We start from the raw sequence: 14,981 nt of genomic DNA, 5'->3' as shown, positions 1-14,981 counted from the left end.
CGCCATGGACCGGGAGAATCTGTTGGGCTCGGCCGGTGAACGGATCAGTTCGCTCCTCGATGCGCTGGGTTCCGGCGGTCCTGTGGCCCGGGACCGGGCAGAGGAACTGGTCCGGCAGGTAACGGAGCTGTACGGTGCCGGGCTGGAACGAATCCTGCATGTGCTGGATGCGCAGGGTGTGCTCGATTCTGGAACGGTGTCCGCTCTCACGTCGGACCCGTTGGTGTCCGGCCTGCTGCTGATCCACGGACTGCACCCCGTGGACCTGCCCGGGAGGGTCGCCGCCGCACTCGACTCAGTCCGGCCTTACCTCGGCTCGCATGGCGGGGATGTGGAGCTTCTCGGCATCAGCGAAGAAGGCGTCGTCCGGCTGAGGCTGCTGGGCAGCTGCCAGGGCTGTCCGTCGTCGTCGGTCACTCTCAAACTCGCCGTCGAGGACGCGATAGAAACCGCGGCGCCGGAGGTGACCGCCATCGAAGTGGAGGAGGCGGCCCCCGCCGCCGTACCTGCCCTGATCCCGGTCGGTGCCCTGCGCTCCAGGCTGGACGGCCACGACGGCGGCCCGTCCGACGCCGGCGCACCGGACTGGACGGCGCACGACGCCGCCACGCCGGCCTCCGTCACCTGGCAGGCGGTCCCGGCCCTCGCTGAACTCGAGTCCGGGAGCGTCGCGGGCTTCCTGGTGGCGGGCGTCGAGCTGCTCACGTGCCGGATCGGCCCGGACGTTTACGCGTTTGTGGACCGCTGCCCCCGTTGCACCCATTCCATGCCGGGCGCCTCGCTGCAGCGGGCACTGGCGGCCCCGGTGGGCGGCGGGCTGTTGCGCTGCCCGCACTGCCGCAGCCACTTCGACGTCCGGAAGGCCGGGGCCTGCCTCGAGGACAAGGCACTGCATCTTGATCCTCTACCACTGCTGCTCCGCGACGGTGTTCCCTCCGTGGCCGTTCCCACCACCGCGGACCCGCTGTGAGGTGCCGCAAATGAACGCCGAGGCACGGGAACGGAGCCGGGAATGACGGCGCCGCCGGGAACCGGGAGGGAGCCCACCGGCGGTTCAGGAGCCGGCGGAACGTCGGCGCTCTCCGTGCTCCGCCGGATAGCCTCCACCCGCCCGGCCCAGCCGGCCGGCGAGCGCTGCGAGATGTGCGCGGAGCCCATTCCGGAGGCCCACCAGCATGTGGTGGATCTGGAGAGCCGCTCCCTGCTGTGCACGTGCCGGCCCTGCTATCTGCTGTTCACGGACTCGTCGGCCCATCTGCGCTACCGTTCCGTCCCTGACCGCTACCTCTCATTCGAGCCCTTCGAGCTCGGGCAGGCCCAGTGGGACGAGCTGGAAATCCCGGTGGGACTGGCATTTTTCTTCTTCAACTCGGCGCTGGGCCGGACCGCTGCTTTCTACCCGAGCCCGGCGGGCGCCACGGAGTCGGAACTTCCCCTGAACGCCTGGGCATCGGTCCAAGCCGCCAACCCGGCAATCGCCATGCTCGCCCCCGACACGGAAGCCCTGCTGATCCGCTCCCCCGGCCCCGAGCGGGACCGGGCGGACTGCCATCTGGTCCCCATCGATACGTGCTACGAGCTGGTGGGCCGCCTGCGGCGGGTGTGGAAGGGCTTCGACGGCGGCCAGGAGTCCCGCCAGGAGCTCGCCGGCTTCTTCGACCGGATCAGCAGCCGCAGCAGGCCCGCCCCCGCTCCGGCCCAGGCAGAGCAGGAGGGACGCCATGGTTGACCTCGAATTCAGCGTGCTGGACATCACCCCCGAGCCCTACGCGGCCGCACCCCAGCTGACCGCGCGCCTGCGGATCCAGGAGCGAAGCGGCGCCGCCATCCACGCCATGGCCCTGCGCTGCCAGGTGCGGATCCTGGCCCAACGCCGCGGTTACGACGCCGACGAGGAAGCCGGGCTGCTGGAACTCTTCGGCAACCGCGGGCGGTGGCCCACCACCCTCAAGCCCTTCATGTGGATGCACAGCAGCGTCCTGGTGCAGGGATTTGCGGACAGCGTCGAGGTTGACCTGCCGCTCCCCTGCACCTTCGATTTCGAGGTCGCCGCGGCAAAGTACCTGAACTCCCTGCGGGACGGGACCGTTCCGCTGGAGTTCCTCTTCTCCGGGACAGTTTTCACGCGCGGCGCGGCGGGCTTCGGCGTCGAGCAGATTCCCTGGGACCGGGAAGCGCGGTACGCCCTGCCCGTGGCCGTCTGGCGCTCGCTGATAGACGCATTCTTCCCCAACCAGGGATGGATCCGCCTGGACCGCGACGTCCTGGCGGCCCTGGCCAGGTACAAGGCGGTCCACGGCCTGACTTCCTGGGAGGCGGCAATCGAGGGCCTGTTGGCCGGGGCGGGTGACCCGGTACCGTGAACGCCGGCCTCAGCCTGGCACGCGCCGTCGCCGACGCTGTCCTCTATGAGGGGTACCTCCTGTACCCGTACCGCGCCTCGTCCGCCAAGAACCAGGCCCGCTGGCAGTTCGGGGTGCTTGGGCCGCCGGGCGCGGCAGCCGCCGGCGCCGGTGAAGAGCCGGACATGGCAGCGGACTGCCTCCTCGAGCCGGGACCCGCAGCCCGGGTCGAAGTCCATCTTCGCTTCCTGCACCTGCAGACAAGGTCCGCCGAGCGCGCGGATGACGGCGGCTTCACACCCGTCGATGAACTCTTGGTCGGCCCGTCCCGGTGGCTCAGCTGGGACGAGGCCACGGATCAGGAGATCACGCTCGGGCCGTACAGCCTCGGCCAACTTGCCGCGGGCGTGCGCGCGCCGGTCAACGTCCCGGCGACCGAGGACATCGAGCCCTTACGGGACACCCGCGGCGCCACCGCCGGCAGGCTCGTACGCCGGCGTCGAACGCTCCGCGGGGAGCTGCGCCTGATGGCGACGCAAGTGGCGACACCGGTGCCGGCGGCAGGTCCGCTGTGGCGGCTCAGGGTCACGGTCGAAAACACGGCGGCAGCAACCACCGACAAGCGGTCCGCCATCGAGCTCTCGTTCATCGGAGCCCACGTCCTGCTCGCAGTCCACGACGCCGACTTCCTCTCGGTGATCGATCCGCCGCAGTGGGCGTCGGCGGCGGCGGCTTCGTGCCGCCAGCACCGCTGCTGGCCCGTGCTCGCCGGCCCCGAGGGGCAGCGCGATGTCCTGCTCCTGTCCCCGATCATCCTCTATGACCACCCCGCGGTGGCGCCGGAGAGCACCGTGGAACTGTTCGACGCGACGGAGATCGATGAAATCCTGACCCTCCGGGTGCTCACGCTGACCGATGAGGAAAAGGCGGAAGCCCGGTCAACCGATGCCCGGGCGGCAGCGATCATCGATCGCTGCGAAAACATGACAGCAGAGGAGCTCCAGCAGTTGCACGGCATCCTGCGGAACCCGCACGCCGGTTCGCCCCGCGGACCCGGGACGTCCGGGTACGACGAGTTCCCCGGCTTCGCCGTTCCGGAATATTCAGATTCGGAATTGTCCGTCCCTGAATTTTCCGTCCCGGGCAACGGCGCCGCCGCGAACACCGGCGCCGATACGCCGTGGTGGGATCCGGCCCGGGACGCAGCCGTGGATCCGGAATCGGACACCGTCTTCATCGACGGCGTCCAGGTCTCACGCGGCAGCCGGGTGCGGGTTGTTCCACTGCGCCGCGCCGATGCGCAGGACCTCTTCTTCGCCGGTAAATCGGGACGTGTCACAGGAGTCCACTTCGACGTCGACGGCGGAACGCACGTCGCGGTGGTCCTCGAAGCCGACCCGGCGGCCGAACTGCAGGAATGGTACGGCCGGTATCTGTATTTCGCCCCCGAGGAACTCGTGCCGCTCGCCGCGGCGCAGCCCCCGGACAACGGAAAGGAACCATCATCATGAAAGGTCTGGGCATCATGACCGTCGTGCTCCTGCTGGCCGCGGGCCTGGCAGTGGCCGTCGTCGGACTGCGTTCGATTCCGGACATCAAGCGCTACATGCGAATGCGCAGCATGTGAGCCCGCTGTGAGCAGGGTTCTCGTGGCGGGCGTGGGGAACGTGTTCCTCCGCGACGACGGATTCGGACCGGCCGTCGCCCGCCGCCTGGCGGAGGAGGCGTCAAGCCTGCCCGGCTGGGTGCCAGAGCACGTTCAGGTGAGGGACTACGGGGTCCGTGGGCTGCACCTCGCCTACGATCTCCTGGACGGGGTGGATGCGCTGGTGCTCGTGGATGTGCTTCCGGCCCCGGCGGACGGAAGCACAAGCGCCGGGACCCTCCGGATCCTCAAGATCCGGGCGGAGGATCTGGAACCCGGCGGACCGCTCACGCCGGCCGGCCTGCCGGTCAACCCGGAGTTCGATCCGCATGGCATGGACCCGCTGGCTGTCCTGCGCCGCCTCCGCATCCTGGGCGGATCGCTGCCGGAGACCTACCTGGTGGGTTGCATCGCGGGGCGAACAGACGACGGCATGGAGCTGACCGAGGACGTGTCCCGCGCCGTCCCGGCAGCCGTGGAGGCAGTGCGCACACTGGTCACGGCCCACATAACGTCCGCGGACGCAGCGACCGCGAGCGCCGGTTCGGATGAAGCAGGCTGAGGAGGAAGCGCGGATGTGCTTGGGAATACCGGGCCGGATCATCGAAGTGATCGACGGCTACAACGGGCAACTGGCCCTCGTGGATGTGGTAGGCGTGCAGCGAAAGATCAACATTGGGCTCCTCGACGACGGCCCGTTGGAGAGCGGTACGTGGGTCCTGATCCACATGGGCTTCGCCCTGGAGCGCGTGGACCAGGCTGGCGCCGACCGTGCCATGACGGGACTGGAGCTCATGGGACGGGGCCCGGACCCCACCGACAACGTCCCGTAGCCTGCGCTCCCCCCTTACTGTTCTGTATTCACTGTTCGAGTGCAATCGCGGCGCCGCGATGCTCCACGCCGGAGTTGGCGATCTTGAGGTGGCGCGCAAAGTAGTGCTGGAGCCGGTGGAGCTGCGCCGGCCCCAGCCGGTCGCACACCCAGTCCCAGTGGAGGGACACCATGTCGCCTGCCGTGAGGTCAGCGATGAAGCCGGACCCGGCCACGGCGTACTTGGCCGTCTCGATCACCGGTTCGCCGAGCGAGAGCGCCATCCCGTCCCAGACCAGGGGCCGGGAGCGCACCAGGGCGCTGTCCCCTTCGACGGCCACCACTTCGCCCCACCGGATGCGGCATTGGTCAAGGACGTTCAGGGCCGTGGATGAGCGCCGATCATCGCGCAACAGTCCAAGCCACGGATAGATTTCCAGCACATGGAAGCTGTGGTGCGGTACGCCGCCGGCCAGGACCCCTTCCATGAGATGCGGAAACTGATGGCCGGTCCGTGCTCGGAACCTGTCCTCCATGGAATTGCCGATGCTGCGCACACCCACGGAGTCCAGCAGCGTGTTTCCCACCCAGTAGGCCTCCACTACCGGGTAGTCAAGCGGGTCCGGGTTGCCCGTGGCACCGGCGATGAGCTCCAGATACGGCCAGGCGCCGGCGAACCCCTTGGCCAGTTCCCGCAGGCCCGCGTCCGTCACCCCCGACTGGCCATAGTGCAGCAGCGCATCGCTGTCCGGCGGCCCGCAGCTGCCCCGCGAATTCGGCGGATATGCGTACCGGACAAAGAGTTGAGCGCCATTGACTTGCATCCCGTGGCCTCGTTTCACAGGGGATATGTGCGAGGCTAGCACCGCCGCCCATCGGCAAACAATGTCCGCGTTGCCGGCATTGACACCCCTGCGCATTCGGCAGATGCTGTGAGGGAATGCCGTGCCTGGAACACTGTCGTGGCTGGAAACACTGCCATGGCTGGCGCGGAGCGAATGGCCGCTCGTGTGCGGTCCTTCCCGGGAGGTAGGCCGATGAACATCCCCGAAGCCAACCGACGATCAGTACTGGCAGCGGCCCTCTACGGCGGAGGGGCGCTGTTCCTCGCTTCCTGCGCCCCGGGAAGCACGCCGCCGCAGCCAACACCACTGTCAATGCCACCGGCAGGTACCTCGCCACCGGGTTCCGCCGCCGGTTCGGCCGGGATCCAGGTCACGGACCAGCGCGGGACCGTGCTGAGTTTCGACCGCCCGGTCACCCGGGTGGTGACCATTCCCATGCCGGCCGCCTCCCTGCTCGCCGCCGTCGACCAGGGCGCAAGCCATCTCGCCGGGATGCATAACGCCTCCTGGGTTGCCATGCGTGACGGCGCCATGGGCACCATGTACCCGGAGGCCCTGAATATTCCGCACGACATCGCCACTACCGATTTCACGCCCAATGTCGAAAGCATCCGGGCACTGAACCCGGACGTCGTGGTCCAGTGGAGCGATGCGCAACTTACGGCACCGCTGGAACAAGCCGGGATGAAGGTCCTGGGCATCACGAACACCGGTACGCAGCAGGATGTGGACACCTGGACCGCGCTGTTCGCGACGATGCTGGGGCACCCGGAGCGGGCCGCGCAGATGGAGGCGCGCAGCGACGAGCAACAGAGGTCCATCCAGGCCGAGGCCGCCTCCCGCGGCACCGGCGGCCCGGGCATCATCTACTTCAACAGGTTCAGCGGCGGGCTCAAGGTTGCCGGAAACGACAGCTACAACGACTTCTACATCAAGCTCATCGGCGGCCACAATCCAGCAACCGGCCCGCAGGGCCTCCAGGGCAAGGGCATGGTGGGGGTCGACGTCGAACAGGTCCTGGCATGGGATCCGGAGATCATCCTGCTGGGGAACTTCGACGACGCGATGCCCGCGGACGTCTACGGCAATCCGGTGTGGCAAAGCGTGTCCGCCGTGCGTTCCCGGCGCGTGTACAAGGTGCCGCTGGGCGGGTACCGTTGGGATCCCCCGGGCCAGGAGTCACCCCTGATGTGGCGCTGGCTCAGCGATATCAGTTTCCCCTCCGGCAGCCGGTCCGCGCTGAGGGACCAGACCAGCGACTACTTCGATTTCCTGTACCGCTACCGGCCATCAGCGCCGGAGACGGACAAGATCCTGTGGACTGAAGCCAATGGCATCTCGGCCAACTACCGGCAGTTCGATGCTTCGTGAGGCCCAGCCTCTGACCACGGGACACCTTGGCGGCCGCCGCGGACCGAGGCTGCGCCAGGTCATCGGTCCATGCCTGCTCTCAGCGGCCGTCCTGGCCGCCGTGTCGGCGCTTGCCCTCGCCAGCGGCCGCTACAACGTGTCCCTCGCCCATGTCGCGGAAATCCTGGCCTCCCGGATARTTCCCTTGGGCTCAAGCCTTCCCGCTGCCGAGGAAAACGTGGTGCTGCTGGTCAGGCTGCCCAGGGTCCTGCTGGCCCTGCTGGTGGGTGGTGGCCTCGCACTTGGCGGTGCGGCGCTGCAGGCCGTGTTCCGTAATCCCCTGGTCAGTCCGGAGGTCATCGGCGTTTCATCCGGTGCCTCCTTCGGTGGTGCCCTGGCCCTGCTGCTGGGCCTGGGTCCGGTGGCCCTCGTGGGCGGATCGTTCGGCTTCGGGCTGCTGGCACTGGCCATCGTCTTCCTCATCACGTCCGGCCGGGGCGGCACCCACATCCTCATGGTCGTCCTCGGAGGAATCGTCACGGCCTCGTTCTTCTCCGCCCTGGTGGCCCTGGTGACGTATCTGGCGGACCCGTTCACCACCCTTCCCGCAATCGTCTTCTGGCTGCTTGGCAGTGTCGCCACCGCAACCTGGGCGAAGGTACTGGTGGCCTTCATTCCGATTGCTGCCGGCGGCGTCGTCCTGCTGGCACTGCGGTGGCGGATCAATGTGCTCTCGCTCGGCGACGACGACGCCGCGGCCCTGGGCCTCCGGCCGCGTCCGCTGCGCTGGGCTGTCCTCTCCGCCGTGGCCCTCATGGTGGCAGGGGCCGTGGCCGTCAGCGGCGTCATCAGTTGGGTGGGGCTGGTCATCCCGCACCTGGCGCGGATGTGGGTGGGCCCGGACCACCGCGTCCTGCTGCCGGTCTCATTCCTGCTGGGCGGGGCGTACCTCATCGCCATAGACACCATTGCGCGCACCGCAACGGCCGGTGAAATCCCGTTAGGAGTCCTCACCGCCCTAATCGGGGCGCCGGTCTTCTTCGTGCTGTTGCGCCGGAACAGGGAGAGGATCTGGGACGGTGCTTGAACTACGCGGTGCCGGGTTTGGCTATTCACCGCAGAACTGGGTGTTCAAGGATCTGAGCTTCTCGGTGCCGCCGGGCACCGTGACGGCGGTCCTGGGGCCAAACGGCAGCGGCAAAACGACGCTGGTGCGCTGCGCGGCGGGCATGCTGGCCGTCCAGGAGGGGGCGGTGCGCCGGTCCGAGACGGCCGGCTATGTTCCCCAGGCGCGTGGCAGCACGTTCGGCTACCCGGCCCTGGACATGGTGGTCATGGGCCGTGCCCGCCACATCGGCGTCTTCCGCTCCCCCGGCACCCGGGACAGGGCTGCCGCCCTCCAGGCCATGGACCGGGTGGGGATCGCCGCCCTGGCCGACCGGCTGTTCCCGACCCTGAGCGGCGGCGAGCAGCAGCTGGTCCTCATTGCACGGGCCGTCGCGGGAGGTTCGCGGCTCCTTGTCCTGGATGAGCCGTCCACCGGGCTGGACCTGAAAAACCAGGTCCGGGTCCTCCAGCTCCTGAGGGAACTCGTGCGGAGCGGGATGTCGCTGCTGGTGAGCACCCATCACCCGGACCACGCCCTGTTCCTCGCAGACTCGGTGGTCCTCATGGGCGCCGAGGGGGTGGTGACTGGTCCTGCCGGGCCGCTACTCGCCGACGCGCAGCTCTCGGCGCTGTACGGCGTCCGTGTCAGCACACTGAACTACGACGACGCCGGGACGCCCCGCCGGACAGTGGTGACCCCATTCGGCGCAGACGAGCGCTGATCCGAACGCCAAAGCGCCCGGCAGCTTAGCTGCCGGGCGCTTTGGCGTCATCTGGCGGTTTGATGTCCGGTCCGGCCGCGGCCGGGGTTCAGGCCGCGGTTCAGGCCGGTGTCCGGCCTGGGGTTCAGGCGTGTGCCAGGACCGGCTGCGTCGGTTGTTCGACGGTTTCCTGCCCACCGATGTGGTCGGCGAGCATGGTCACTTCGTCGAACGGCTCGGCACCGGCGAGGACACGGTCCACGCGTCCGGCGTCGATCTCCTTGACCCAGGTGCCGATCAGCACCGTGGCGACGGCGTTGCCGGTGAAGTTGGTCAAGGCGCGGGCCTCGGACATGAACCGGTCGATGCCTACGATCATGCCCACGCCGCCCAGCAACTGAGGTGCATGCGCCTGGAGTCCAGCGGCCAGCGTGGCCAGGCCGGCGCCGGTGACGCCGGCGGCACCCTTGGAAGCGATGATCATGAAGACCAGCAGGGAAACCTGGGCACCAAGATCCAGCGGCGTGCCCATGGCGTTGGCGACGAAGAGCGCGGCCATGGTCAGGTAGATGGCGGTGCCGTCCAGGTTGAAGGAGTAGCCGGTGGGGACGGTGACGCCCACGACCGGCTTGGACACACCGAGGTGTTCCATCTTCGCGATCAGGCGGGGCAGCGCCGCTTCGGAGGAGGACGTCGAGAAGATCAGCAGGTATTCGCGGCCGAGGTACCTCATGAGCTTGAAGATGCTGACGCCTGCGACCACCTTGAGCAGGCCACCGAGGATCACGACGATGAACAGGGCACAGGTGACATAGAAGGCGCCCATCAGGGTCGCCATGCTGATGATGGCCTGGAAGCCGGTGGCACCGACAACTGCGGCGATCGCACCGAAGGCTCCGACCGGGGCCAGCCACATGATCATGATCAGGATGCGGAACACGAGGGCCTGTCCATAACCGACCGCCTTGAGGATCGGTGCTCCCTGAGGGCCCATCTTTTGCAGCGCGAAGCCGACCAGGATCGCGGCGAGGAGAGTCGGCAACACAGGAATGTCGCCCGGGATGATGCCGAGCAGGAAGTCAACGGTGCTGTCGACCGCCGCCTTCTTGTTCGGATCATAGGGGGCGAGCTTGAGGCCCTCGCCCGGGTGGATCAGGTTGCCCACCACGAGGCCGATCGCCAAGGCGAAGGTGGACATGACGACGAAGTAGGCAAGCGCCAGGCCGCCGACCTTGCCTACTGTGGCGGCCTTGGCGATCGAGCCGATGCCCAGCACGATCGTGCAGAAGATCACCGGAGCGATCATCATCTTGATGAGTTTGATGAAGCCGTCGCCCAGCGGTTTGAGGGATTTGCCGACCTCGGGGAACAGCAGACCGATAACGGCACCTGCAATCACGGCGACGATGACTGCAATGTAGAGGTAGTGGGACTTGTCCAGTCCCTTGCGCTTCTTGGCCGGGGCTGCGGCCGGTGCTGCTGACTCTCCTCGTTGAGAGGCCATGGTGTTCTCCTTGGATAGGCTGGACTTTCGTGAGCTTCCCGCTAGGGTCCGCTCGCGTCCGTTCTTGCGTGTACCCCCATCATTGATGACAAGGTGACGCGCATCACCCTTGCGTTCATATTGGTCATGGAAGGTGTTGATGATCCAGCGCTGGAGCATCGCCCGCAGGCTGTTTGTGGCCCAACTGCTGTTCGTGGTGGCCCTGACGGCCATCGTCGGCACGGCCACGTTCGTCGACGCGCGCGACCACGCCTACGACGAGGCCGGCCGCCGGATGGCCGGCATAGCCACGACGGTGGCCGACGCCCCCTTCGTCCTCGAGGCGGCGGGCGCCACCGACCCCACGGCCCTGCTCCAGCCGTATGCCCTCAAAATCATGAAGGATGCCGACGCCGATTTCGTCACGATCATGGCCCCGGACCGCACGCGGTGGACCCATCCGCGCGATGAGGAACTGGGCAAGCCGTATATCGGTTCGATCGATGCGGCCCTCAATGGCCAGGTGTTCACGGAGGTCACGGCCGGCACCCTCGGCCCCTCGGTGCGCACCATCGCCCCTGTCAAGGATGCGGACGGCAAGGTCCGGGCACTCGTGGCCGCTGGCGTGACCGTCCGGACCGTGGACGTGGCAGTCTCCGGCAGGCTGCCGGCGCTGCTGGCCATCGCTCTGGCGCTGCTGGTAGGCGGTTCCGTGGCGTCCTGGCTGCTCGGGCGCTACCTGCGCCGGGTGACCCGCGGCTGGGGCCCGGAGCAACTGGGCCAGCTCTTCGCGTACTACGAATCGGTGCTTCACTCGGTGCGTGAGGGCGTGATCCTCATCGACCCCAAGGGCAAAGTGGTGATGTACAACGATCAGGCCGCCGAACTGCTGGGGCTGAAGAAGCAGGCCTCCGACGCCGCTGCCGGCACGCATGCCCCCGGCGCGCCAGACGGCAGGCGCCCGGAGGCGCCCTCCCTCGCGGAGTTGCCGCTGGCACCCAGCCTTAAGGAACTCTTCGAATCCGGGCGTACCGCGCACGACGAGATCCACCTGACCGGCTCACGGATCCTGGTGGTCAACCAAGGCCCGGCGGTCGGACCCGCATCGGCCGGAGCCCGCCAGCGGGGAGCGGCTTCCGGCGCCCATGTTTACGGCACTGTGGCCACCATCCGGGACCGCACCGAAATCGAATCCCTGGGCAGCGAACTCGAAACCATGCACACGCTCTCCGACGCCCTGCGGGCACAGACGCATGAACATGCCAACCGGCTCCACACGATCGTCTCGCTCATGGAACTGGGGCGTACCCCCGAGGCGCTGGACTTCGCCACGAAGGATCTGGAACTCAGCCAGAGTCTGACGGATGACATTGTCAGCTCCATCGAGGAACCGGTGCTCGGCGCCCTGATCATGGGCAAGGCCGCCGAAGCGCACGAGCGCGGCGTCGAACTGATCCTGAACGCAGGCGGCTCCACGTCGGTGACCGGACTGGCCGTGCAGGATCTCGTAGCCATCCTTGGAAACCTGCTGGACAACGCCATCGACGCCGCGGCCGAGGCGCCGGCGCCCAGGCTCGTGGAGCTGACCGTCGAGTCCACCGGGTCCGCGCTGGAGATCACCGTGGAAGACAGCGGCCCGGGAATCGACCCCTCGGCCGTGGACGACATCTTCCGTCACGGCTTCAGCACCAAGACACCGGGACCTTTCGGACGTGGCCTCGGGCTGGCCCTGGTCCGCCAGGCAGTGCAGCGGCTGGGCGGTACCATGACAATCACCAGCCCGGCCGGGGCGCTCTTCCGCGTCACGCTGCCGGTCACAACAGAGGGACAGCCATGAGCGAGATCAGGGTGCTCGTCGTCGAAGACGAGCCCATCGCCGCCGCGGCGCACGCCGCCTACATTGAACGGCTGGACGGTTTCACCCTGGCCGGCTCCGCGCCGGACGGGCAGTCCGCGCTGCGCCTGCTCACGGATTTCGCGGCGGCGGGCAATCCGGTGGAGCTGGTACTGCTGGACATGAACCTCCCGRACCTGCACGGGCTGGACATCGCACGCCGGATGCGGGCGGCCGGGCTCTTCGCGGACATCATCGCCATCACCGCCGTGCGGGAACTGAATATCGTCCGCAGTGCTGTGGCCACCGGCGTGGTCCAATACCTGATCAAGCCGTTCACCTACGCAACGTTTGCGGACAAACTCGCCAGTTACCGGCAATTCCGCGAGCAGCTGGCCTCCCCTGTGACCGGAGTCGCGGGGGCCCGGGCGTCCCAAAGCGATGTGGACCAGGCCTTCGCCAGCCTGCGTGCCCCGTCCGAAGTGTCGCTGCCCAAGGGCCTGGCCGTATCCACGCTGGAATCCGTCCAGGACTACATCAAAGAGCAGGACGGGGCGGTCTCGGCCAGCGAAGTCATGGAGGCGCTCGGCATGTCCCGGGTCACCGCCCGGCGCTACCTCGAGTACCTCGCCGATGCCGGAACGGTCTCCCGCGCCGCACGCTACGGCGCCCCCGGCCGGCCGGAGAACGAATACCGCTGGTTACGGCCGCGGCCCTAAGCTTCACCGCTCCCCCGCGGTTCCTGTCATCGACATGGCACTTGGCGGCAATGATTCCCGGAAACACTGCCGCCAAGTGTCATCTCGACGGCGGGCCGGGGCGCAGGGTTACGAGCAGCCGGTCGATCACGCCGGCATCCTCGATCGTGGACGGCACCACGTAGGTCTCGCCGTCGGCGATCTGGCGCATGGTCTTGCGCAGGATCTTTCCGGAACGGGTCTTGGGCAGGGCGTCGACCACGGTGACGTGCTTGAAGTCCGCCACGGCCCCGATGTCGCGCCGGACCAGGGCAATCAGGTCCTTGGCCAGAAGGTCCTCGGGAATGTCCACACCGGATTTGAGGACCACGTAGCCGCTGGGACGCTGGCCCTTGAGCGGGTCGGCGAGGCCGATCACCGCGCATTCGGCGACCGCCGGGTGCTGGCCGATCACCTGTTCCATGGCGCCGGTGGAGAGCCGGTGTCCGGCGACGTTGATGATGTCATCGGTTCGGCCCATGACAAAGACATAGCCGTCCCCGTCCCGGTAGCCGGAGTCGCCGGTGGCGTAGTAGCCTTCGAACGCCTGCAGGTAGGAGGAAATGTAGCGTTCGTCGTTGCGCCACAGCGTGGTCAGGGTGCCCGGGGGCAGCGGAAGGCCCAGGACGATGTTCCCTTCCGTGCCGGCCTCGACGTCCCCGCCCCCGCCGTCGACGATGTTGAGCCGGAAGCCGGGCATCGGGACGCTCGGTGAACCGGCCTTAATCGGCAGACCGTCGAGGCCGCGGGGGTTGGCGCAGATGGCCCAGCCCGTCTCCGTCTGCCACCAGTGGTCGACCACCGGAACGCCGAGGACCCTGGAGGCCCAGTGGAAGGTGTCTGTGTCCAGCCGCTCGCCGGCCGCGAACAGGGTCCGCAGGCTGGAAATGTCGTACTTGTCCAGGAGCTGGCCCTCAGGGTCGGCTTTTCGGATGGCGCGCAGCGCGGTGGGCGCGGTGAACAGCACGTTGACCTTATGGTCCTCGATGACCCGCCAGAACGCGCCGGCGTCCGGTGTCCCCACCGGCTTACCTTCGTACAGCACCGTGGTGGCGCCGGCCAGCAGCGGCCCGTACACAATGTAGGAGTGGCCCACCACCCAGCCGACGTCCGAGGCGGTCCACATGACGTCCCCGGGGCCGACGTCGTAGATGTTTTCCATGGTCCACTTCAGGGCCACGGCATGGCCGCCGTTGTCCCGCACCACGCCCTTCGGCGCCCCGGTGGTGCCCGAGGTGTAGAGGATGTACAGCGGATCCGTGGCCGTGACATCCACCGGCGCGGCAGGCTCGGCGGTGGCCATCTCGGCGTCCCAATCGAGCCACCCGGGCTGTTCGGCCGCCATGGAGGCCATGGTGGACGCGAAGCCTTCCCTGGCTTTGACCAGCACCGGGATGTCCGGGGCGCCGGCGATGCCGAGGGCCTCGGCGACGGCGGGAAGGTATTCGATCCGGCGCGATGGCTCGATGCCGCCGGACGCCGTCACCACCGCCGCAGGGGCAGCGTCGCGGATGCGGGCGGCAAGTTCCTTGGGGGCGAAGCCGCCGAAGACCACCGAGTGCACGGCGCCGAGCCGTGCGGTGGCCAGCATCGCGATCACGGCCTCGGGGATCATCGGCATGTAGATCACCACGCGGTCGCCCTTGCCGACGCCGCTGCGGCGCAGGACACCGGCGAACCGGGCCACGAGGTCCGTCAGTTCCGCATACGTGTAGCTCTGCTGGATGCCCAACATCGCGGAATCGTAGACCAGGGCGTCCTGCGCACCCCGGCCCTGGGCAACGTGCCGGTCGAGGGCGTTGTAGGAAGTGTTCAGGACACCGTCCGGAAACCAGTCGTAGAGCGGTGCCCGGCCCGGATCGAGGGCCTGCCGCGGTGGCGTCTGCCAGGAGATCCCGTCCGCGGCCTCCAGCCAGAACTCCGCGGGGTGATCCAGGCTCCGCTCGTAGGCGGCCTGGTAGCTCTTGGTGACCATGACTTACATCCTGTCCACGACGTTGTGATGTAGCCCATGGTAAACCGGGGCGGACCGGCGTTACAAGGGCTTCTGTATACACAGCTCATCAATTTCCACCCCACGGACCGCAATTGCTGGGCAAAGCGACCCCGCGTGTATACACTGTTTA

The 14,981-nt window shown here is 67.9% G+C and carries 15 protein-coding genes; 12 read left to right on the top strand and 3 right to left on the bottom strand.

Translation table 11 applies throughout. The features are described from left to right. The first annotated feature begins 4 nt into the window (after nucleotides 1-4). Genes AC1DR1_RS13790 through AC1DR1_RS13760 form a run of 7 tightly spaced genes read left to right on the top strand, consistent with a single transcriptional unit; the run spans nucleotide 5 to nucleotide 4,820 of the window. Nucleotides 5-970: a NifU family protein gene (locus AC1DR1_RS13790; RefSeq protein WP_476992757.1), complete on the top strand. Its 966-nt coding sequence runs from the start codon at nucleotides 5-7 to the stop codon at nucleotides 968-970. A 42-nt stretch (nucleotides 971-1,012) separates the two neighbouring features. Next, the gene (locus AC1DR1_RS13785; RefSeq protein ID WP_476992756.1) at nucleotides 1,013-1,729 is read left to right on the top strand and encodes a DUF5947 family protein; all 717 of its coding nucleotides are present in this window, start codon (nucleotides 1,013-1,015) and stop codon (nucleotides 1,727-1,729) included. Next, nucleotides 1,722-2,363, top strand: a complete 642-nt coding sequence (locus tag AC1DR1_RS13780; protein WP_229992535.1) for a DUF6084 family protein — start codon at nucleotides 1,722-1,724, stop codon at nucleotides 2,361-2,363. Before AC1DR1_RS13785 ends, AC1DR1_RS13780 begins: the two co-directional genes overlap by 8 nt. Continuing rightward, nucleotides 2,360-3,853 (top strand): hypothetical protein, encoded by a 1,494-nt coding sequence (locus AC1DR1_RS13775; protein WP_229992534.1) that lies wholly within the window; start codon nucleotides 2,360-2,362, stop codon nucleotides 3,851-3,853. Before AC1DR1_RS13780 ends, AC1DR1_RS13775 begins: the two co-directional genes overlap by 4 nt. Next, on the top strand, nucleotides 3,850-3,969 hold the full coding sequence (locus AC1DR1_RS13770) for a DUF6893 family small protein (protein WP_414645459.1): 120 nt from the start codon (nucleotides 3,850-3,852) through the stop codon (nucleotides 3,967-3,969). The genes AC1DR1_RS13775 and AC1DR1_RS13770 overlap by 4 nt, the downstream gene beginning before the upstream one ends. Before the next feature lie 7 nt (nucleotides 3,970-3,976). After that, nucleotides 3,977-4,549 carry a hydrogenase maturation protease gene (locus AC1DR1_RS13765; protein ID WP_476992755.1) on the top strand — a complete coding sequence of 191 codons (573 nt, stop codon included), beginning with the start codon at nucleotides 3,977-3,979 and terminating at the stop codon, nucleotides 4,547-4,549. A 13-nt stretch (nucleotides 4,550-4,562) separates the two neighbouring features. Then, nucleotides 4,563-4,820 (top strand): HypC/HybG/HupF family hydrogenase formation chaperone, encoded by a 258-nt coding sequence (locus AC1DR1_RS13760; protein ID WP_476992754.1) that lies wholly within the window; start codon nucleotides 4,563-4,565, stop codon nucleotides 4,818-4,820. A gap of 28 nt (nucleotides 4,821-4,848) precedes the next feature. Here AC1DR1_RS13760 and AC1DR1_RS13755 read toward each other — a convergent pair whose 3' ends face one another. Further along, nucleotides 4,849-5,622, bottom strand: coding sequence for a DUF6390 family protein (locus AC1DR1_RS13755; RefSeq protein WP_229992531.1), 774 nt, complete (start codon nucleotides 5,620-5,622; stop codon nucleotides 4,849-4,851). Between the two features lie 213 nt (nucleotides 5,623-5,835). Between AC1DR1_RS13755 and AC1DR1_RS13750 the strand changes: the two genes are divergently transcribed. The 3 genes from AC1DR1_RS13750 to AC1DR1_RS13740 are packed head-to-tail and all read left to right on the top strand — an operon-like array spanning nucleotide 5,836 to nucleotide 8,822. Then, complete coding sequence (locus tag AC1DR1_RS13750; protein WP_476992753.1) at nucleotides 5,836-7,014, top strand: ABC transporter substrate-binding protein; 1,179 nt, start codon at nucleotides 5,836-5,838, stop codon at nucleotides 7,012-7,014. Then, nucleotides 6,974-8,080 carry a FecCD family ABC transporter permease gene (locus AC1DR1_RS13745; RefSeq protein WP_476992752.1) on the top strand — a complete coding sequence of 369 codons (1,107 nt, stop codon included), beginning with the start codon at nucleotides 6,974-6,976 and terminating at the stop codon, nucleotides 8,078-8,080. Before AC1DR1_RS13750 ends, AC1DR1_RS13745 begins: the two co-directional genes overlap by 41 nt. After that, the gene (locus AC1DR1_RS13740; RefSeq protein WP_229992528.1) at nucleotides 8,073-8,822 is read left to right on the top strand and encodes an ABC transporter ATP-binding protein; all 750 of its coding nucleotides are present in this window, start codon (nucleotides 8,073-8,075) and stop codon (nucleotides 8,820-8,822) included. The genes AC1DR1_RS13745 and AC1DR1_RS13740 overlap by 8 nt, the downstream gene beginning before the upstream one ends. A 124-nt stretch (nucleotides 8,823-8,946) precedes the next feature. Here the strand turns inward: AC1DR1_RS13740 and AC1DR1_RS13735 are convergent, their stop codons facing one another. After that, the gene (locus AC1DR1_RS13735; RefSeq protein WP_229992527.1) at nucleotides 8,947-10,305 is read right to left on the bottom strand and encodes a cation:dicarboxylate symporter family transporter; all 1,359 of its coding nucleotides are present in this window, start codon (nucleotides 10,303-10,305) and stop codon (nucleotides 8,947-8,949) included. A 139-nt stretch (nucleotides 10,306-10,444) separates the two neighbouring features. On the opposite strand from AC1DR1_RS13735, the gene AC1DR1_RS13730 reads away from it, so the two are divergent. Together AC1DR1_RS13730 and AC1DR1_RS13725 are read left to right on the top strand one after the other, a co-directional pair. After that, complete coding sequence (locus AC1DR1_RS13730; RefSeq protein ID WP_476992751.1) at nucleotides 10,445-12,121, top strand: sensor histidine kinase; 1,677 nt, start codon at nucleotides 10,445-10,447, stop codon at nucleotides 12,119-12,121. Beyond that, entirely contained in the window at nucleotides 12,118-12,837 is a 720-nt protein-coding gene (locus tag AC1DR1_RS13725) for a response regulator (protein WP_476992750.1), read from the top strand. The genes AC1DR1_RS13730 and AC1DR1_RS13725 overlap by 4 nt, the downstream gene beginning before the upstream one ends. 79 nt (nucleotides 12,838-12,916) lie before the next feature. Here AC1DR1_RS13725 and AC1DR1_RS13720 read toward each other — a convergent pair whose 3' ends face one another. After that, nucleotides 12,917-14,830, bottom strand: a complete 1,914-nt coding sequence (locus AC1DR1_RS13720) for an AMP-binding protein (protein ID WP_476992749.1) — start codon at nucleotides 14,828-14,830, stop codon at nucleotides 12,917-12,919. Between the last annotated feature and the right edge of the window lie 151 nt (nucleotides 14,831-14,981).

The organism is Arthrobacter sp. P4_F10, from assembly GCF_056401435.1.
The sequence above is the reverse complement of the archived record's forward strand: the minus strand, read 5'-3'. Positions and strand labels throughout refer to the sequence as shown.